Raw genomic sequence first — 18,691 nt, forward strand, 5'->3', positions numbered from 1 at the left:
CCCATCGCGCCTGTGGGAGAAGAAATCGCTCTGGCGATGATCGTAGGGGCGGCAGCCCTGACGGCCGATTCCTTCTAGCCTCAGGCGAGCAGCCCTCTGGCCATGGCCTCCGCCGCCCCCACCGAGGCCCTGCTGCGGCGGCTTCATGCCGTGCGCGCCCACAGCGAGGCGCTGATCGCGGAGCTGGAGCCGGAAGATCTGTGCCTGCAGGGCATGGCGGACGCCAGCCCGCCCAAGTGGCACCTGGGGCACACCACCTGGTTCTTCGACACTTTCCTGCTCACGCCCCACCTGCCGGGTCATGAGCCGGCGGAGAGCCGCTGGAGCTTCCTGTTCAATTCCTATTACGACGCGATCGGGGCGCGCCACCCCCGGCCGCAGCGGGGACTGCTGAGCCGGCCACCTCTGGCGGCGGTGCTCGCCTGGCGGCGGCGCGTCGATGCGGGGCTGGCGGCCCTGGTGGAGCAGCTGAGCGCCGGGCCCGCCACGGCGGCGGCGCCGCTGTGGGAGCTGCTGGAGCTGGGTCTGCAGCACGAGCAGCAGCACCAGGAGCTGCTGCTGATGGATCTGCTCGACGGCTTCAGCCGCAACCCGCTGGAGCCGGCGGTGGAGCCCTCGGGCCGGGGTGCCGAAGCCACCTACGAAACGCTGGTGGCCGCCGCCGACGCCGCCCCCGCCAGCACCCCCAACCCGCCCGCGTCCGCCTGGCTGCACTGGCCGGGAGGGCTGGTGGAGATCGGTCACGCCGAGGCTGGCGCCGGCCCCGAGGGCCCGTCCGGCGCCTTCCATTTCGACAACGAAAGCCCCCGTCACCGCCAGTGGCTCGAGCCCTTCGCGCTGGCCCCCCGGCTGGTGTCGAACGGGGAGTACGCCGCCTTCATCGCCGCGGGCGGCTACCGCCGGCCGGAGCTGTGGATGAGCGAGGGCTGGCAGGTCTGTCAGCAGCGCGGCTGGCAGGCGCCCCGCTACTGGCGCGGCAGCGGCGCCCCCAAGGGCTGGTCGTGGGAGTTCACGCTGGCGGGACGGCGCCCCCTGCACCCGGCCGCACCCGTGCGGCACCTCAGCTGGTTCGAAGCCGACGCCTATGCCCGCTGGGCCGAGGCCCGCCTGCCGAGTGAAGCGGAGTGGGAAGTGGCCGCCGCCACGCCACCCCCGGCGGGCGGCAGCGGCGGGCTGGAAGCCCTGCAGGGGGTGCTGTGGCAGTGGACGTCCAGCCCCTACCGTCCGTATCCGGGCTTCCGGCCCGCCGCCGGAGCGGTGGGCGAATACAACGGCAAATTCATGAGTTCCCAGATGGTCCTGCGCGGCAGCAGTTTCCTCACACCGCCGGGCCACGGCCGCCTCACTTACCGCAACTTCTTTCCGCCCGCGAGCCGCTGGCTGGCCGGCGGCCTGCGCCTCGCCCGGGACGGCCGATGAGCGCCCCCTCCGCCGCTCTGCAGCGCGGGACGGCCGCTGTCGACCTGCTCGACCTGCATCCCGTCGCCGCCGACATGCGGCGGCTGGTGGTGGAGGGCCTGTCGCGCAGCCCCCGCCAGCTGCCCGCCTGGTTCCTCTACGACGCCGAGGGCTCGCGTCTGTTCGACCGCATCTGCGAGCAGCCGGAATACGCACTCACCGCCACCGAAACCGCCCTGCTGGAGCGGGAGGCGCCGGCGATGGCGGCGGCGCTCGGCGCCGGCGTGCCGGTGGAATTCGGCGCCGGCAGCGCCCGCAAGGTGTCGCCGCTGCTGGAGGCCCTGGCACCCCCGGCCTATGTGGCGCTCGACATCAGCTCCGAGCACCTCGCCGGTGCCTGCCGGGCACTGCAGGCCCGCCATCCGGCCATTCCCGTGCTCGGCATCTGCTGCGATTACAGCCAGCTGCTCACCCTGCCGGCCCACCCCCTGCTCGATGGCCAGCGGCTGCTGGGCTTCTACCCGGGCAGCTCGCTCGGCAACTTCGCCCCCAGCGAAGCGGTGGCCCTGCTGCGTCAGTTCGCCCGGCTGCTGGGGCCCGAGGGTCGTCTGTTGATCGGCATCGACCAACCCCGCGCCGCGGCCCAGCTGGAGGCCGCCTACGACGATGCCGCGGGCTGGTCGGCCGCCTTTGCCCGCAACCTGCTGGTGCGACTCAACCGGGAGCTGGGGGGCAACTTCGTGCCGGAGCGCTTCCGCTACCGCGCCCGCTGGCAGCCGCAGCAGAGCCGCATCGAGATGGCGCTGGTGAGCACCTGCCACCAGGTGGTGGACGTGGCGGGCCGGCGCTGGCCGTTCGCCGCCGGCGAGGCACTGGTCACCGAGCACAGCCACAAGTACGACCCCGCGGCCTTCACCGCCCTGGCGGCCGCGGCCGGCTGGCGGGCCCAGGCGCGCTGGGCCGATCCCGGCGAGAGCTTCAGCCTGCACCTGCTCGCTCCGCAGGCGCCAGGCAGACTTGAACCAGTCGAGGCCAGCCGATGAGCCGGGAAGACCAACGCAAGGCGATGCGCACCACGCGCGAGCAGTTGATCGCCGAGCTCGAGGAGCTCTACCGCCAGGCCTTCGATCGCATCGGCAGCGAAGACCTGGGCGAAGGGGCGATCGCCCGCCTCACCCAGCTGCTGCTGCGCTCCCGCGATGGCGCGATCACGCCGCTGCAGGAAGAGATCGAGGCGCCGCTGATCACGCGGGCACCGGAATGAAGGGTGGGTCGTGGCGGGGGCAGCGGCCATGAGCGGCAGCTGGTTCGAGCAGCTGGAGGCGCAGCTGGAGCAACAACTGGAGGCGTTCCTCAGCAGCCGCCCGGAGCAGCGCCAGCTGCTGGTGGAGGAGGAGCAGCGGGAACGGCAGCAGCGGCTGAAGCGGCGGCAGCTGGAGGTGCAGGCGGAGGCGGAACGGCTGCGGCGCGCCCTGCTGGAGCTGGCCACCGAGATCACCCAGTGGCAGGGGCGGGTGGAGCGGGCCCGGGCCGCCGGCGCCAGCGCGCTGGCCGACCAGGCCGAAGCCCGGCTGCGGCAGCTGATGGCTCTGGGCCGCGACCGCTGGCAGGCCCTCAGCAGCCTGGGCGATGAGTTCCGCCGCCTGGACGCCGACCTGGCGGCCCTGCAACGGGAGCAGGAGCAACAGGCGGCTACCGCCGCAGCCTCAGGCGCGCCTGCGCAAGCTGGGTCGGGGGAACGCGGGCCGGGCCCAGCTGGAGCGACCCAGGGCAGCCAGGCAGAGGCGGCAGGAGCAGCAGCGGCGGCAGCTTCCTCCCCCGCCACGCCGCTCGATCCGATCGAGCTGGAAGCCGCCTGGTCGGCGTTTGTGGCGCAGCAGGAACTGGAGGAGCTGCGCCGCCGCCACGGCACCCCGCCGGTCTGAGCCGGCCGCCATGGGATTCCTGCTCTCCAAGCTGCTGCCGCTGCTGCTCTACCCGCTGGGGCTGGCCATCGGCCTGCAGACGATCGCCCTGGCGGGGCGGCGCCGCCGCTGGAGCCCCTGGCTGAGTGGCGGCAGCCTGGCGTTGCTGTGGATCAGTGCCCTGCCGTTCACGGCCCGGCAGCTGGTCTGGGGCCTGGAGGAGCGCAGCGCCGCCCTCACCCCCAGCCCGCTTCCCACCGCCGACGCCGTGATCGTGCTGGGCGGCGGCCTGCAGCCCCAGCTGGCGCCCCGCACCAGCGTGGAGGTGAACGAGGCGGGCGACCGCCTGCTCACCGGCGTGCGGCTGCTGCAGGCCGGCAAGGCGCCGCTGCTGCTGCTGAGCGGCGGCAGGGTGACCTTCCGCAGCGCCAACCCGGCGCCGGCGGAGGCTGAAACGGCGCGGCGGCTGGCACTGGAGCTCGGCGTGCCGGAGGGGCGCCTGCTGCTCAGCGATCAGGCCCGCACCACCGCGGAAGAGGCCCTGGCGCTGCGTGCGATCGGCCGGGCCCGGGGCTGGCGTTCAGTGCTGCTGGTCACCAGCGCGATGCACATGCCCCGCTCGCTGGCCACGTTTCAGCGCCGCTCAGGGCTCCAGGTGGTGCCGGTGGCCTGCGACTACCTGCTGCCGGCCCGCAGCGCAACCGGAAGCCCGACCGCCGCCTCGCTGCTGATCGAGCTGCTGCCCGAAGCGGGCGCCCTGCAGCTCACCACCCAGGCGCTCAAGGAGCACCTGGGGCTGCTGGTGTACCGGCTGCGCGGCTGGAGTTGATGGCCGGGATGGGGCGCAGACGGGCTTGCGGCGGCCAACCAGGGCGGCAGCTACTTCTTTGGCGCCGGTGGCACCAGGCTCACACCTTCGGGCGGCGGGGTGGGATCGGGATCGGCGATCAGCATGTGCTGGAGCACGATCTCCGGGCGTTCACTGTCGCGCCAACGGATCCTGTAAGCCGGCATCTTGGTGCCACGGCTGGTGGTCTGCTCCACCGGCTCCATCACCCAACCGCGACGGGAGCGGCCCTGAGGGTTGCGCTTGACCACCGCATCTGCGTGCTTGAAGCGGAATCCAACGCGCTCACCGCTCATGGGCCAAGGTCAGTGCCAACGTGACCCCATTATCCACTTTGCCCTTCAAGCTCCAGTGGAACCGGCCTCTGGACGCAAGAGCGGGAAGGCGATCACATCACGGATGCTGGGGCTGTCGGTGAGCAGCATGGCCAACCGGTCGATGCCGATGCCCAGCCCGCCGGTGGGAGGCATGCCCACCTCAAGAGCTTGGAGGAAATCCTCATCCACCCCCTGCGCCTCCAGGTCGCCGGCGAGGCGACGCTCCTGCTGGGCCTCCAGGCGCCGGCGCTGATCGACGGGATCGATCAGCTCGCTGAAGGCGTTGGCGGTTTCACGGCCCACGATGAACAGCTCGAAACGCTCCACCAAGCCGGGCTTGCTGCGGTGCGTGCGCGCCAGCGGTGAGATCTCCACCGGGTAATCGAGCACGAAGGTGGGCTGGATCAGGCTGGCTTCCACCCGCTGTTCGAAGGCCTCGTTGAGCAGACGACCCACGCTGTCAGCGGCGGCGGGCACCTCCAGCCCAGCGGCGACCATGGCGGCGGCGGCCTGCTCACGGCTGGCGAAGCCGTTGAAATCGAGCCCGGTGGCCTGCTCCACCAGCTCGTGCATGGTGGCCCGGCGCCAGGGGGGCGTGAGATCGATCGCCACGCCCTGATACGTGAGGGCGGTGGTGCCGCACACCTGCTCGGTGACGTCCGCGATCATCTGCTCGGTGAGCGCCATCATGTCGGTGTAATCGGCATAGGCCTGATACACCTCCACCGAAGTGAATTCGGGGTTGTGGCGTGTGCTGATGCCTTCGTTGCGGAAGATGCGGCCCAGTTCGTAGACCCGCTCGAAGCCACCCACCACCAGCCGCTTGAGATGCAGCTCGGTGGCGATGCGCAGGAACAGCGGCAGATCGAGGGCGTTGTGGTGGGTGCAGAAGGGGCGGGCGTCGGCGCCACCGGCCTCCAGATTCAGCACCGGCGTCTCGATCTCGAGGAAGTCGCGGGCATCGAGCCAGCGGCGGATGCCGCTCACCAGACGGGCACGGCGGCGGAAGGTTTCGCGGGTGTGCGGCGAAACGATCAGATCGAGATAGCGCTGGCGGTAGCGCTTCTCCACATCCGCCAGGCCATGCCATTTATCGGGCAGGGGCTGCAGCGACTTGCAGAGCATGTCCCAGGCCGTCACCTTCACCGACAGCTCACCCCGGTCGGTGCGCCGCAGTGTGCCGTGCACACCGATCAGATCGCCGGCATCCACCAGCGAGGTGATCTGGGCAAAGGCCTCGGGCTGCTCGGGCAAGGCCGCCAGCAGGTGGGCCTTCTCGATGAACAGCTGAATCGGGCCGCTTTCATCCACCAGGGTGAAGAAAGCGAGCTTGCCCATCACCCGGCGGGTCATCACCCGGCCGGCCACGGCCACGGCCACGGCACGCTCCTCGCCGTTGGGCAGGTCGGCGTGCTCCTGCTGCAGGGCAGCGGTGCGGTGGCTGGGCTCGAAGCGCAGGGCATAGGGGCCCTGACCGAGGGCCGCCAGGGCCTGGCCCTTCTCGAAGCGCGCCTGCTCCAGGCGGTTGACGGGGTGCTCCGGCAAGGCGACGAACAGGGGACGGAAGGAACCATCCTGCAGGAGCGCAGGCGGCGGGCCTAAGCGGTGACGGCGACCAGGGGGTCGATCATCCGTTGCGAGGCGTAGCCGGTGCCGCGCACGGTGAGGATCAGCTCGGGGTTGCGGGGGTCGGGTTCGAGCTTGCCGCGCAGGCGGGCCACATACACATCCACAACGCGCAGATCCGCGGCGCGGCGCGGCGGGTAGCCCCACAGCTGCTCAAGGATCTCGGCGCGCGGCACCACCCGGCCGGGCTCGCGGAACAGCAGCTCCAGCAAGCTGAATTCGGTGTAGGTGAGGCCGATGCGCTCACCGGCGCGGGTCACCTGACGGCGGTTGGTGTCCACCACCAGGTCTCCGATGCGCATCACACCCTGGCCGGCGGGGATGTCGCGGGGTTCGCTGTTGGCGGATCCACGCCCCACCCGCCGCAGGATCGTGGAGATGCGGGTTTCGAGTTCCTTGGGGCTGAACGGCTTGGGCAGGTAGTCGTCGGCGCCGAGATCAAGGCCGGCCACCCGCTCGGCGATCGCATCAAGAGCCGAGAGGAAGATGATCGGCACGCAGGATTCGGCCCGCAGGCGCCGGCATACCGCAAAGCCGTCCAGCTTCGGCAGCATCACGTCGAGCACGACGAGGTCGGGCTGCTCCTGATGGAACAGGGTGAGGGCCTCCTCCCCATCCTCGGCGCAGAGGACGCGGTAGCCCGCGAGCTGCAGGCGCATCACCAGCACGCGGCGCACGGCGGCCTCGTCGTCGACGACGAGCAGGGTGGCCTTGGGTGCTGTCCGCGTGTCCTGAACCACCGCCTCCGCCTTGGCTTGCCGAGGCTGCGTGTCCAGTGGCATCACAGAAACAGTCGTGAAGAAAAATCACCCTACCTGTCAGCTTGTACGCATGGAGAGCACAAGGCGCACGTCAGGGAGTAGCAGCGCCAAGACTTAATGATTTTTCAATAGTTGCAGCGGCGCCGGCAGCCACCGGTCAGCACCATTCTCACCAAGCCCATCGGTGGCCTCGCCGTGCGGCGCGGTCGCCACGCCGCACGGCGAGGCCAGGGCTCAGGGCCAGCGACCTTCCGCGTAGAGGTTCCATTCCCGCTCCGCCGCCAGCACGGCCGCATCGCTGCTGATCTGGCCAAGCATGGCGCGCTGGAGCTGGCGGTAGATGATCGCCTGCAGCCGCTTCACGCCGGGGTTGGCGGGCACCAGCACCCGTGCCCGCCCCAGCGTTTCAGCTGATTCCAGGCGTGCCGCATGCACCAGCGCCTGCTGGGGATCGGCAGGCGTGTCCCGCCGCAGCTGTTGCTCGATCGTGGTGAGCGCCTGCCGGGCCGAGGGGAGCACCCGCGCCTGCTCAGCGAAGCGGGCCTGATTGCTGGCGTTGGTCAGGAACAGGGCAAAGCTCATCGCTTCCTTGGGCATGGCGCTCTGGCGCGGAACCGCCAGGTTCATGACCGCCACGTTGGCGGTGCCGTCGGGGCCGGTGAGCGGCGGGTGGGGTTCGGTGACGGCAGCGATCCCCGGGGCGTTGGTCTGGATGCTGCGCAGGAACTCAGCGCCGCTGGCCAGCATCGCCAGCTCACCGCCCTGGTAGAGCTCGATCGCACGCCGGTAGCCCTGGCTCACCACTTCACGCGGCAGCAGGCCACGGCGGTAGAGATCGGTCCAGAAGGCGAAGGCCCGCCGACCCGCCGGGCTGTTGAAGGCGGCCCGTTGGCGGTCATCGGTGAGGGTCACACCCATCTGCACCATCGACTCCAGCAGCTCGGCCGAGTCATCCGGCACCACCGTGACGAACAGCGCATGGCGGCCGGTGCGCCGTTTCACCGCTTCCGCGAAAGCCGGCACCTCCTCCCAGCGGCGCGGTGGGTCGGCGTATCCGGCCCGCTTCAGCAGGTCGCGGTTGGCGAGCGTGATGCGCGCCGTGAGATACCAGGGGATCGCGAACTGTCCATCCGCGTTGCGGCTGGCTGCCCAGATGCGCTGCAGATAGATCTCTGAGGCCCCAGGCGGCAGCAGTGGATCGAGGTCGAGCAGCCCCCCCTTGCTGGCCAGGTTGGCGGCGAACAGCGGGTTGAGGTTCACGACGTCGGGGGCGGTGCGGGCGTAGACCGCCGCCAGCAGCTTGCGCTCCACCGATCCCCAGGGGATGTCGGTCCAACGCACCGTGATGCCCGGGTTCTCCTTCTCCCAGGCGGCGATCACCTCGGTGAGGTAGGCGTCGAACTTGGGGGAGAGATCGAGCGTCCAGACGTTCAGCTGGCGCCCCTGGCTGCGCGGACCGCCGCAGCCCGCCAGCACCGCCGCCAGCAGGGTCAGCACGGCACGCCGCCGCCAGCGCCCCCGGATCCCCTCGGTCAGCCCCCGCATCGCTTCAGCCCCTCGATGGTGCGTTCTGCTGCCGCCAGAGCAACAGCAGCAGCGAACAGATCATCGGCGCCAGCAGACCGGTGAGCAGGGTCTGGGTCAGCAGGGTGCGCAGGCTGCCGGCGAGAGGCAGCTGGGGGGGTAGGCCCAGCCGCTGAAGGATCAAGCTGAGCCCCAGCAGAAAGGTGCCGATCAGGGCCAGCAGCCCGAGGCTGAAGCTGCGCTCAAGCGGCGGTCCCTTGCGGCCGAGCCTCCCCCACCACCAGCCCAGCAGCACCAGCGCCGGAATCTGGGTGGCGCCATCGAGGGTGAGGGCGTCGAGCAACAGCCCCAGCCCCAGCCCAGCCAGGGCACCGGAGACCGGCCCATCGCTGATCGCCCAGGGCAGAAGCCACAGCACCGCCCAGCTGGGTGGTGCCCCCGAGAGGCGCAGCAGCGCGGGAGAGGCCAGCGTGAGCCATGGCACGAGCAGAGCGCTGGCCACAAACCAGGGGTGGCGGTGCAGCTTGCCCACCATTCAGGGCGCCGCCTGCCGGGGCTGCACCAGCACCTGCACCCAGTCGATCGCTTCCACCGGCGCACTGAGCTGCACCACCGCCGTGGGCGCCGGCACGGCCTTTTCATCCACCGACTGGATCACGCCAACGCTCATCCCCGGCGGCACCAGCGTGCTGGCCGGCGAGGTGACCACGACATCCCCTGGGCGCACCTGCGGATCCTTCACCAGAAAACGCAGCTCGGGCCGGCTGCCGTTCACGCCGGTGAGCAGGCCCATGCTCTGGGTGCGCCCCACCCACACGCCGATGCGGCTGGAGGAATCGGTAAGCAGGGCCACCCGCGCGGTGGTGGGGGTGACGCTGGCCACCCGGCCCACCAGGCCGCCCGGGCCCACCACCGCATCACCGCGGCGAATACCCTGAAGCTCACCGGCGCCGAGCACCAACTGCTTCCACCAGCCCTCGGGCTCGCGCGAGATCACCGCCGCCGTGACCTCCTGGGGGTTGGCCCGCTGCAGACCCAGCAGGGTGCGCAGGCGCCGGTTGTCCTGCTCCAACTGGGCCAGTCGGCTGCGCTGGTCGAGCTGCTGGGCTGACTGCAACCACTCGCGCTGGGCCGTGCCGGGCCAGAACGGACGGCTGACCAGCGCGTAGGCATCCGTGAGGAAGGCCCCCTTGCTGAAGCGGACCCCCACCAGCGCCAGCAGCAGCAGCCACCAGGGCCAAGCCTGGATCACCCGTTGCAGCGAGGGGACGCGCGGCAGGCGCCCGAACGGCATGGATTTCAGGAGGACAGACGGGAGAAGTCAGGCGTGTCGAGCACGCGCTCCAGGCGCTTGTAGTCCTCCAGCACCTGGCCGCAGCCACTGACCACGCACAGGAGCGGATCCTGGGCCACGTGGGTGAGGATCCCGGTTTCGTGGCTGATCAGCTCGCTGATGCCGCGCACCAGGGCACCACCGCCGGCCAGCATGATGCCGCGATCGACGATGTCGGCGGCGAGCTCGGGCGGGGTGCGCTCAAGGGTGCGCTTCACCGCCTCCACGATCACGTTGAGCGGTTCGGCCATCGCTTCACGGATGTCACCGGAGCGCACGTTGATGGTGCGGGGCAGGCCGGAGAGCAGGTGCAGCCCGCGCACGTCCATCGAGGTCTCGTCGTGGGCGTCGTCGGGGAAAGCGGAGCCGATGCGGATCTTGATGTCTTCGGCGGTGCGCTCGCCCACCACCAGGTTGTGGACCTTCTTGAGGTACACCCCGATGGCCTCGCTGATCTCATCGCCGGCCACCCGCACCGACTCGCTGAGCACGGTGCCACCGAGACTGAGCACCGCCACCTCGGTGGTGCCGCCCCCGATGTCGACAATCATGGTGCCCACCGGCTCCGTGACCGGCAGGCCGGCGCCGATCGCGGCCGCCACCGGCTCATCGATCAGGTGCACTTCGCGGGCACCGGCCAGGCCGGCCTCACGCACCGCGCGGCGTTCCACGCCGGTGACGCCGCTGGGAATGCCGATCACCAGACGGGGCGCCACGATGCCGCGGCCCTCGTTCCCCTTCTGGATGAAGGTCTTGATCATCTGCTCGGCGGCGTCGAAGTCGGCGATGACTCCGTCGCGCAGGGGGCGCACGGCGCGGATGTTGCCCGGGGTGCGGCCGAGCATGAGCTTCGCTTCATCCCCCACGGCCAGGGGCACACCCCGCTCAAGATCGAGCGCCACTACGGAAGGCTCCTGAAGCACGATGCCCTTGCCGGACACGTACATCAGTGTGTTGGCCGTTCCCAGGTCGATGCCGATGTCGCGTGAGAGCTGGAAACGTCGAAAGAACACGTAGGAGCACCTGAGCGGTTGCGATCATAGGAGCGGGATCTGGCAGCAACCCCCCCGACGGTGGCGGTGGTACATCCGGGTGGAACGGGGGAACCTTCAGGGAGAAGCGGCCTGCGGCACCTTGAGGCAACGGGGCGCATCATTGATTCAACAACTCCACTTTTTTCAACGACAGGACAATCCATGGGTGTGAATTCCGTGACGCTGGTGGGCCGTGCCGGCCGTGATCCCGAGGTGCGCTACTTCGAATCCGGCAGCGTGGTCGCCAACCTGACCCTCGCGGTCAACCGCCGCAGCCGCGACGACGAACCGGACTGGTTCAACCTCGAGATCTGGGGCAAGCAGGCCCAGGTGGCCGCCGACTACGTCAAGAAGGGGTCGTTGCTGGGGATCATCGGCAGCTTCAAGCTCGACCGCTGGACCGACCGCACCACCGGTGAGGAGCGCACCAAGCCGGTGGTGCGGGTCGACCGACTCGAACTGCTGGGCTCCAAACGTGACGCCGACCAGGGCGCCTACGACGACGGCGGCGCTGGCGGCGGTTTCGGGGGCGGCGGCTATGGCGGCGGCTTCGGTGGTGGCGAGCCGAGCAGCGAGGAAGTTCCGTTCTGAGCCGCCTGCAAGGGCGTTGCCTTCAGCCGGAAGGTGGTCTTGGGCGGCTGGGCGGCCTGCGTGGCTTCCCCAGGGACTGAGCCTCAGTGGCTGTCCTGGCGCTTCTTCCAGATGCGCAGCCCCAGCCAGGCGCCGGCGGCCAGCACGGCAAGCACCAGCACCACCTTGATCACCCGGGCCACCGGTTCGATCCACAGCTCCACGTTGCTGTAGCCCTCGCCCAGCAGCATGCCCGCCACTGTCAGCAGCAGGGTCCAGATCAGGCTGCCGGCCGTGGTCCAGATCAGGAAGGGCACCATCGGCATCATCTCGATGCCGGCGGGCACGGAGATCAAGGTGCGGATGCCGGGCACCAGCCGGCCCCAGAACACCAGGGCGGTGCCATGGCGGCTGAACCAGGTGCGGCTGCGGTGCAGCTCCTGCGGGCTGATGCCGATCCAGCGCCCATGGCGCGAGAGCCAGTGCTCGATGCGTTCCTCGTTCACCAGCCGCCCCACCCCATACCAGGGCAGGGCGCCGAGCACGGTGCCGAGCAATCCGGCCAGCACCACCGGAATCAGGCTGAGCTGCCCCTGCTGCACATAGAAGCCCCCCAGGGGCATGATCAGCTCGGAGGGGATCGGCGGAAAGAGGTTCTCGAGGAACATCGCCGCAAAGATCGCCGCATAACCGGCCATCGGGTTGGCCTCCACCGCCGAGCCGATCAGCTCGGGCAGTTGCTGAACCAGTTCGATGGCCATGCCGGCGGGCTCGTGATCGGGAAAGTCTTCCACGCTGACGTGAAGGTTGCCCGATGCTCAGGGGAGCGCCTTGCCGGCGAGGCCATCAGGCCTGCCGGCGAAGCAGCAACGCTGGGCGCGGAACTGTGGGGCGCGGGATCAGTAGCGGTAGTGGTCGGACTTGTAGGGGCCTTCCAGCGGCACGTTGATGTAGGCGGCCTGCTCGGGGGTGAGCTCGGTGAGTCGGGCGCCGATCTTGTCGAGGTGGAGGCGGGCCACCATCTCGTCGAGGTGCTTGGGCAGCACGTACACCTCCTTGCCGTACTCGTCCCCTTTGGTGAACAGCTCGATCTGAGCCAGCACCTGGTTGGTGAAGGAGTTGCTCATCACGAAGCTGGGGTGGCCGGTGGCGCAGCCCAGATTCACCAGCCGGCCTTCCGCCAGCAGGATGATCTTGTTGCCGCTGGGCAGCAGCACGTGATCCACCTGGGGCTTGATGTTGTCCCAGGGGTACTGCTTCAGGGAAGCCACGTCGATCTCGTTGTCGAAGTGGCCGATGTTGCACACGATCGCCTGATCCCGCATCTGGATCAGGTGGTCGTGGGTGATCACGCGGAAGTTGCCGGTGGCCGTCACGAAGATGTCCACATCCCCCACCACGTCGTCGAGACGGACGACCCGGTAGCCCTCCATCGCCGCCTGCAGCGCGCAGATCGGATCGACTTCGGCGATCATCACGCTGGCGCCGAGGCCGCGCAGCGACTGGGCGGAACCCTTGCCCACATCGCCATAGCCGATCACCAGGGCCACCTTGCCGGCCACCATCACATCGGTGGCGCGCTTGATGCTGTCGACCAGGGATTCGCGGCAGCCGTAGAGGTTGTCGAACTTGCTCTTGGTGACGGAGTCGTTCACGTTGATGGCAGGGAACGGCAGTTCGCCGCTCTTCTGCATCTGATAGAGACGCGCCACACCCGTGGTGGTTTCCTCGGTGACGCCCTGGATCTGGGCGTGGATGCGCGAATAGAAGCCGGGCTGGGCGGCCAGGCGTTGACGGACCGACTGGAACAGGGCGATCTCCTCTTCGCTGCCGGGGTTGTCCAGCACCGAGGGGTCCTGCTCCGCCTTGGTGCCGAGCACCACCAGGCCGGTGGCATCGCCACCGTCGTCGAGGATCATGTTGGGCGTGCCGCCGTCGGCCCACTCCAGGATCCGGTGGGTGAAGGCCCAGTATTCATCCAGGGTTTCGCCCTTGAAGGCGAACACCGGGATGCCGGCTTCCGCCATCGCGGCTGCAGCGTGATCCTGGGTGGAGAAGATGTTGCAGGAGGCCCAGCGCACTTCAGCGCCGAGAGCCACCAGGGTTTCGATCAGAACGGCTGTCTGGATCGTCATATGCAGGCTGCCGGCAATACGGGCACCCTTGAGCGGTTGCTGGCTGCCGTACTTCTCACGCAGCGCCATCAGACCGGGCATCTCGGTTTCAGCGATCGCGATCTCCTTGCGGCCCCATGCGGCAAGGCCGAGATCGGCGATCACATACGACGACGGGGTGGACAGTCCGGTTGCGGCGGCAGCCGAAACGGACGTGGCAGCTGAAGGCGTGGCCAGCATGGGGAAGCTCCGAAGGGAGAAGGATTGGGGATGTGGAAATATCTGCAGAGACGCCGAGGCTTCGGGCTCGCTTAACGGGAATCTACAGGGATGGAACAGTCTGCTGAGATCCGGGTGTGCCATCTGGCCGATGCGGCAGCCACGGCGGCGCTCGGGCGGGAGCTGGCGTCGCTGCTGTTGAACGGCGGCGGTGCTGCCAGCGGCGCAGCCCCTCCCACTTTGCTGCTGCAGGGGGAACTGGGGGCCGGCAAGACCTGCCTGGTGCAGGGTCTGGCCCTGGCGCTGGGAATCGACGAACCGATCACGAGCCCCACCTTCGCCCTGGCCCAGCACTACAGCGGCCGGGGCGCTGACGGCGAGCCCCATGCCCTCGTCCATCTGGATCTCTACCGGCTGGAGCAGCCGGCCGCCGCCGCTGAACTGTTCGCCCAAGAGGAGGAGGAAGCCGGCGCCCTGGGGGCGGTGCTGGCGGTGGAGTGGCCCGAACGGCTGCCGTGGCTGCCCGATGGCGCCTGGCGGCTGGAGCTTCAGTACGACGGGGACAGGCGCCGGGCAGTGCTGCGACCGCCGCACTCAGCCGCCTGAAGGCCTCAACTCCGTGAACAACCGGGCCGTAGGCGTCCTCCCGCTCCGCCCCGGGCCGTTTCCAGGATGCGCTGCAGCCGATCGGGATTGACCGGCTCGACATACCCGGGGGGGGTGCTCATAGGGCGCCGGTGCCCGCTGCACTCTCACCCAGAACGGCCAGAACCTGCTGCTCGCTCGGCTGGGGATCAATGGCGCCGGCACCCTGGCAAACCAGTGCACCGCAGGCGGCTGCAAAGCGCAGAACCTGCTCCACGGCGCTGACGACCACCGGCTCTTGCAGCAGCCCCGGCCGGCCCACCAACTGGTGCAGCAGGCCCGCCAGGAAGGCATCACCAGCACCGGTGGTGTCGATGGCAGCCACGGGCAGGGAAGGCAGCCGGCCACCGCAGGCTCCCACCGCCCAGTCGATCGGCTCGGGGCCATCGGTGATCAGCACGGCGGGCCGCTGCGGCAGGGCCCGGCGCACGACTGTGGCGTTGGCGCTGCCGAACAGCCAGAGGGCCTCCTCACGGCTGCACTTGAACAGGGCCGCCTGCGTCAGCAAGGGCTCAAGCCGCTGCCGCACCGCCGGCGGCGGGCCCTGCTCAGCGCCGAGCCCCCAGAAGGTGGGCCGCCAGTTGACGTCAAGCGCCAGCGGCAAGCCATGCGCCCCGGCAGCCAGTAGCAGCTCCTGCAGCGCCGCTGCCGCCGCAGCGGAAGCCAGCGGAATCGTGCCGCAAAGGAGCCAGCGGGCCTGGGCCAGCAGCGGCGCCAACACCCCGGCCATCGCCGCGGCATCGATCGCCTGATCAGCGAAGCCCTCACCCCGGTCGCCGGCGAAGCCGCCGAAGTGGCGCTCACCTGCGGCATCGCGCCGCACCAGCACCGTGCGGCTCGGGCGCAGCGGATCGCATTGCAGCGCACGGGTATCCACCCCCCGCTCCAGCAACAGAGCGCGGAAGGCGGCGCCGATGCGGTCGTCGCCCAGGCGGCCGATCAGCGCGGCGCCGGTGCCGAGCCGCGCCAGGGCGCAGGCCACATTGGCCGGGGCACCGCCGAGCCTGTCGTCGACCGGAATGTCATGGGCCGGATCGCCGCCGGGCGGGCCGAGCCGATCAACGAGCGCTTCGCCGAAGCAGAGCACCCGGGCAGGGGAAGGCACCGTCACGGCAGGCTCGCGCTCAGTTCTCTCCACACTCGCCGGTGGGCCCGGAGGCTGCCACGGGCGCCGCGCCGGCCAGCCGCTCCAGCAGCGCCGCGATGATGCGCGCATTGGCGGCAGGAAAGGGGAAGGCCGCCAGCCCCTCCGGCTCCACCCAACGCACCTGCTGACTGGCCAGGGGCTGCGGATCTCCCGCCAGCCAGCGGCAGAGATGCACCACGAAGCACAGACGCTTGTGGCTGTAGCTGTGCTCCAGGGTGATCAGCTCCTCGCCCACCTCCGCCTCGATCGCCAGCTCCTCGCGCAGTTCGCGGGCGATGGTGGCCGCGATCGCTTCGCCCGGCTCCTGCTTGCCGCCGGGGAATTCCCACAGCCCCCCCAACAGCCCCTCCGGCAGGCGCTGATCGATCAGCACCCGGCCGCGCCCATCCAGCACCACCCCCACGCCGATCACTTGAAAGGGCAGCGGCCGGGGGGCGTCCTTCACGGGGTAGCGGGCGGGGTCGCCGGCAGCGTAAGCAGCGCAAGAGTTCCGCCAGGGGCAGCGGCCGCAGTCGGGGGAACGGGGGGTGCAGACCGTGGCGCCCAGGTCCATCAGAGCCTGGTTGAAGGCCCGGGGCCGCTGCCGGTCGAGCAGCAGCTCGCTCAGCCGCCAGAACCCGGCGAGCTCCCGTTTCGGCGGGCGGGGAGCGGCGATCAGGCGCGCCAGCACCCGCGCCGCGTTGCCGTCGAGGATCGCGAAGGGTTGATCGAAGGCCGAGGACAGAATGCTGCCGGCGGTGCTGCGGCCGACGCCGCTCAGCGCCAGCCAGCCAGGCAGGTCACGGGGCCAGGGGTCGGCGCCGGGGGCGCTGGCATCAAGCAACTGCCGCGCCCCCTGCTGCAGGCGACGCGCCCGCCCGTAGTAGCCCAGGCCCTGCCAGAGCAGCAGCACCTGCTGGGGGTCGGCGGCGGCCAGGGCCGGCAGGTCCGGCAAGGCCGACATCCAGCGCTGCCAGTAGGGCAGGGCCACAGCCAGCTGGGTCTGCTGGAGCATCACCTCCGCCACCCACACCCTCAACGGATCGAGGGGTTCCCCATCCAGTGGCGGGCGGCCATCGGACCGCAGCTTCCACGGCAGGCTGTGGCGCCCGTGCCGCTCCCCCCAGGCCAGCAGGGCGGCACGCAGCTGCTGCAGGGGTAAGTGCTCCTGCCTCTCTGCCCAGCCAGCATCCCGCCGCCCTGCCATCAGCAATCGGTGGCGGCCGCACCCCGCTGACGGGCCAGGGCCGCGGCGCTGAACACCAGGGCCATGAGCAGGTACCCGAGCGCCCAGCGTCCGCCCGTGCCCCAGCCCATCTGCAGCACGGTGTCGGCTGCGGTGAAGCGCCAGGCGTGAATCAGCCCGAACCAGGAGGCCAGCGCCGCCAGGCCGGCAGCGATCGCCGCCGCCACGAACCGCTGCTCGATCACATACACCACCATGGCCGCCAGCAACATCGCGGCCACGATCTGCCCCTGTTCCAGAGCGAAGGCACCGGCCGCCCACACATCGGCCTGCTGCAGTGGCACCAGCAGGGCCGGTCCGAAGGGCTCGGCGGCGCTGCCGGCCCCACCGGCCCGCAGGCCGGCCTTGAGCAGCAGGGCGCCCCAGCCCGCCAGGCCGGGCAGCAGGCCCAGCACCACCGCCGGCGCATGGGCGGCGGGGGTGGCCTGAAAGCTCTGGGCGGCGATCACCAGGCCGATGTAGAGCACGATCGCCATGCCGGCTTCAATCGGCACCAGCTGACCCACCAGGCCGAACACGCCGAACAGGCAACCCAGCCCCATCACCACGCCGTTCAGCCACGAGTAGCCGATGCGGGCCCCCATGCCCTTCCAGCCGGGATGGCCGATGTAGATGGTGGTGGGGAAGCAGGAGCCCAGGGCGGCGGCCACGATCGTGCCCACGCCGTTGATCAGCAGGGAGCTCTTCACCGGGTATCGGTCACCGGCGGCTTCGGCGCTCTCCAGGTTCTGCAGCGATCCCAGCAGGTTGAACAAGCCCATCGGCACGATCACGCCGAGCCAGGGCAGCAGTTGCCCGCGCGCCTGCCACAGCGCAGCCAGTTGCAGGGGCGGCAGATGCAGGCCCACCTGAGCGGCGTTCGTCTGCCAGGTGAGGGCATCGATCGACACCAGGCCCGTCGCGGCCGCCAGCACGATGCCGAGCAGCACCGCGATCAGGCCGCCGGGCAGGGGCAGGCGCAGCTGGCCGTAGTAGGTGACAAGAATCACGGCCAGCACTGCCAGACCCACCACCGGCTGGGCATAGGTGCGCAGCAGGAACCCCAGTGCGATGTAGCCCAGGGCAATGCCGGCCAGGGTGGAGAGCAGCGCCGCCCGCGGCAGCCAGCGCCGCAGGCCCCCCACCAGCCAGGCCCCGCCCGCCTCGATCAGGCCCGAACCCAGGCAGGCCATCAGACCCGCCTGCCACGAGAGACGCACCGCCTCGGCCTCCGGCAGCCCCTGACCCAGCGCTGCCAGCTTCACCGGCAGCATCACCAGGAACACGTAGGCGAACAGGCTGACCGTGTTGATGCCGTAAGGAAGGGCGGTGCGATCCCCACGGCCCTCGCGCTGGGCCAGGCGGAAGGCCTGCCAGGCGTAGGCCCCGTTGCCCACCACCAGGCTGAGGCCAGCCGCCGGCAGGATCACCTGAAAGATGAGGGCATCGGGGAAGCCGAGCACGCCGCGGCAGAGGCCAAGGATCAGCAGGATCTGGATCAGGTTGTCGAGGCCGAGGCCCATCAGGCCGTCGATGTCGCCGGCCACCAGCCAGCGGGGTCCGGAGCTGGCCATGGGCCAAGAGGCAGACGGTGGCTGCATGATCGCCCGGATGCAGCAGCAGGACAGCTCCGGTGCCCTGCGGCGCACCGGAAGTCATCGCTCCCAGGGCAGGGCCGGCAGCTGGCCCTCAGCTGGCCACGTAGTCCTCCACGCTTTCGCTGAAGCGGCGCAGGCTGGCGAGGCCATCACGCTCGAGGTTGCGCACGCGGTCGCGGCTCATGCCGAGGATGCGGCCGATGCCGGTGAGGCTCATCGGTTCTTCCACATCGATGCCGTAACGCATCTTCAGCACATCGCGCTGCAACCCCGGCAGTTGCTCCAGCAGTGCCCGCATATCCCCCCTCAGGCATTCGCTGTCCACGCTCTCCTCCGGAAGCGTCCCGTCCCCTTGCAGCAGATCCAGCAGCTCCGTATCTTCCCCGTCGCCCACCTTCGTTTCCAGGCTCACCGGCTGCCGTGCTCGGCACAGCAGATCCTTCACCTCCT

The 18,691-nt window shown here is 70.1% G+C and carries 20 protein-coding genes; 7 read left to right on the plus strand and 13 right to left on the minus strand.

What is annotated here, in order from left to right:
- Positions 1 to 102: 102 nt before the first annotated feature.
- Genes egtB through CJZ80_RS12830 form a run of 5 tightly spaced genes read left to right on the plus strand, consistent with a single transcriptional unit; the run spans position 103 to position 4,131 of the window.
- Positions 103 to 1,419, plus strand: a complete 1,317-nt coding sequence (gene egtB, locus CJZ80_RS12810) for an ergothioneine biosynthesis protein EgtB (protein WP_198948315.1) — start codon at positions 103 to 105, stop codon at positions 1,417 to 1,419.
- Positions 1,416 to 2,441, plus strand: a complete 1,026-nt coding sequence (gene egtD, locus CJZ80_RS12815) for an L-histidine N(alpha)-methyltransferase (protein ID WP_094513908.1) — start codon at positions 1,416 to 1,418, stop codon at positions 2,439 to 2,441. The genes egtB and egtD overlap by 4 nt, the downstream gene beginning before the upstream one ends.
- Positions 2,438 to 2,662 (plus strand): hercynine metabolism small protein, encoded by a 225-nt coding sequence (locus tag CJZ80_RS12820; protein WP_094513910.1) that lies wholly within the window; start codon positions 2,438 to 2,440, stop codon positions 2,660 to 2,662. Before egtD ends, CJZ80_RS12820 begins: the two co-directional genes overlap by 4 nt.
- 28 nt (positions 2,663 to 2,690) lie before the next feature.
- Positions 2,691 to 3,323, plus strand: a complete 633-nt coding sequence (locus tag CJZ80_RS12825; RefSeq protein ID WP_094513912.1) for a hercynine metabolism protein — start codon at positions 2,691 to 2,693, stop codon at positions 3,321 to 3,323.
- Between the two features lie 10 nt (positions 3,324 to 3,333).
- Positions 3,334 to 4,131 (plus strand): YdcF family protein, encoded by a 798-nt coding sequence (locus CJZ80_RS12830; RefSeq protein ID WP_094514027.1) that lies wholly within the window; start codon positions 3,334 to 3,336, stop codon positions 4,129 to 4,131.
- A 50-nt stretch (positions 4,132 to 4,181) separates the two neighbouring features.
- Here CJZ80_RS12830 and CJZ80_RS12835 read toward each other — a convergent pair whose 3' ends face one another.
- The 7 genes from CJZ80_RS12835 to CJZ80_RS12865 all read right to left on the minus strand — a co-directional run bounded on the left by CJZ80_RS12835 (position 4,182) and on the right by CJZ80_RS12865 (position 10,723).
- Positions 4,182 to 4,445: a hypothetical protein gene (locus tag CJZ80_RS12835; protein ID WP_048016474.1), complete on the minus strand. Its 264-nt coding sequence runs from the start codon at positions 4,443 to 4,445 to the stop codon at positions 4,182 to 4,184.
- Between the two features lie 45 nt (positions 4,446 to 4,490).
- The gene (lysS, locus tag CJZ80_RS12840; protein ID WP_198948316.1) at positions 4,491 to 6,011 is read right to left on the minus strand and encodes a lysine--tRNA ligase; all 1,521 of its coding nucleotides are present in this window, start codon (positions 6,009 to 6,011) and stop codon (positions 4,491 to 4,493) included.
- Between the two features lie 53 nt (positions 6,012 to 6,064).
- Complete coding sequence (gene rpaB / locus CJZ80_RS12845; protein ID WP_094513914.1) at positions 6,065 to 6,874, minus strand: response regulator transcription factor RpaB; 810 nt, start codon at positions 6,872 to 6,874, stop codon at positions 6,065 to 6,067.
- A 213-nt stretch (positions 6,875 to 7,087) separates the two neighbouring features.
- Entirely contained in the window at positions 7,088 to 8,398 is a 1,311-nt protein-coding gene (locus CJZ80_RS12850) for an ABC transporter substrate-binding protein (protein WP_094513916.1), read from the minus strand.
- Positions 8,399 to 8,402: 4 nt separating this feature from the next.
- The gene (locus tag CJZ80_RS12855; RefSeq protein ID WP_094514032.1) at positions 8,403 to 8,909 is read right to left on the minus strand and encodes a rod shape-determining protein MreD; all 507 of its coding nucleotides are present in this window, start codon (positions 8,907 to 8,909) and stop codon (positions 8,403 to 8,405) included.
- A 3-nt stretch (positions 8,910 to 8,912) separates the two neighbouring features.
- Complete coding sequence (mreC, locus tag CJZ80_RS12860) at positions 8,913 to 9,671, minus strand: rod shape-determining protein MreC (protein ID WP_094513918.1); 759 nt, start codon at positions 9,669 to 9,671, stop codon at positions 8,913 to 8,915.
- 5 nt (positions 9,672 to 9,676) lie between these two features.
- Positions 9,677 to 10,723, minus strand: coding sequence for a rod shape-determining protein (locus CJZ80_RS12865; protein ID WP_094513920.1), 1,047 nt, complete (start codon positions 10,721 to 10,723; stop codon positions 9,677 to 9,679).
- 183 nt (positions 10,724 to 10,906) lie between these two features.
- On the opposite strand from CJZ80_RS12865, the gene CJZ80_RS12870 reads away from it, so the two are divergent.
- Complete coding sequence (locus tag CJZ80_RS12870; protein WP_094513922.1) at positions 10,907 to 11,335, plus strand: single-stranded DNA-binding protein; 429 nt, start codon at positions 10,907 to 10,909, stop codon at positions 11,333 to 11,335.
- 83 nt (positions 11,336 to 11,418) lie between these two features.
- Here the strand turns inward: CJZ80_RS12870 and CJZ80_RS12875 are convergent, their stop codons facing one another.
- On the minus strand, positions 11,419 to 12,075 hold the full coding sequence (locus CJZ80_RS12875) for a DedA family protein (protein ID WP_094514035.1): 657 nt from the start codon (positions 12,073 to 12,075) through the stop codon (positions 11,419 to 11,421).
- Between the two features lie 138 nt (positions 12,076 to 12,213).
- Positions 12,214 to 13,668 (minus strand): adenosylhomocysteinase, encoded by a 1,455-nt coding sequence (ahcY, locus tag CJZ80_RS12880; RefSeq protein ID WP_233133083.1) that lies wholly within the window; start codon positions 13,666 to 13,668, stop codon positions 12,214 to 12,216.
- A 90-nt stretch (positions 13,669 to 13,758) separates the two neighbouring features.
- On the opposite strand from ahcY, the gene tsaE reads away from it, so the two are divergent.
- A complete protein-coding gene (gene tsaE, locus CJZ80_RS12885; RefSeq protein ID WP_094513924.1) occupies positions 13,759 to 14,253 on the plus strand; it encodes a tRNA (adenosine(37)-N6)-threonylcarbamoyltransferase complex ATPase subunit type 1 TsaE in 495 nt (164 codons plus the stop codon).
- Positions 14,254 to 14,371: 118 nt separating this feature from the next.
- On the opposite strand, the gene CJZ80_RS12890 is transcribed toward tsaE, so the two are convergent.
- From CJZ80_RS12890 to CJZ80_RS12905, 4 genes are all read right to left on the minus strand, one after another.
- Entirely contained in the window at positions 14,372 to 15,397 is a 1,026-nt protein-coding gene (locus CJZ80_RS12890; protein ID WP_369803072.1) for a carbohydrate kinase, read from the minus strand.
- A 19-nt stretch (positions 15,398 to 15,416) separates the two neighbouring features.
- Positions 15,417 to 16,625: an 8-oxo-dGTP diphosphatase MutT gene (gene mutT / locus CJZ80_RS12895; protein WP_094513931.1), complete on the minus strand. Its 1,209-nt coding sequence runs from the start codon at positions 16,623 to 16,625 to the stop codon at positions 15,417 to 15,419.
- Positions 16,625 to 18,217, minus strand: a complete 1,593-nt coding sequence (locus CJZ80_RS12900; RefSeq protein ID WP_094513933.1) for a permease — start codon at positions 18,215 to 18,217, stop codon at positions 16,625 to 16,627. Before CJZ80_RS12900 ends, mutT begins: the two co-directional genes overlap by 1 nt.
- Before the next feature lie 115 nt (positions 18,218 to 18,332).
- Positions 18,333 to 18,691 (minus strand): sigma factor-like helix-turn-helix DNA-binding protein (locus CJZ80_RS12905; protein WP_304442212.1); only part of this gene is annotated, 359 nt, incomplete at its 5' end.

This window comes from Synechococcus sp. MW101C3 (genome assembly GCF_002252635.1).
Lineage (GTDB): Bacteria > Cyanobacteriota > Cyanobacteriia > PCC-6307 > Cyanobiaceae > MW101C3.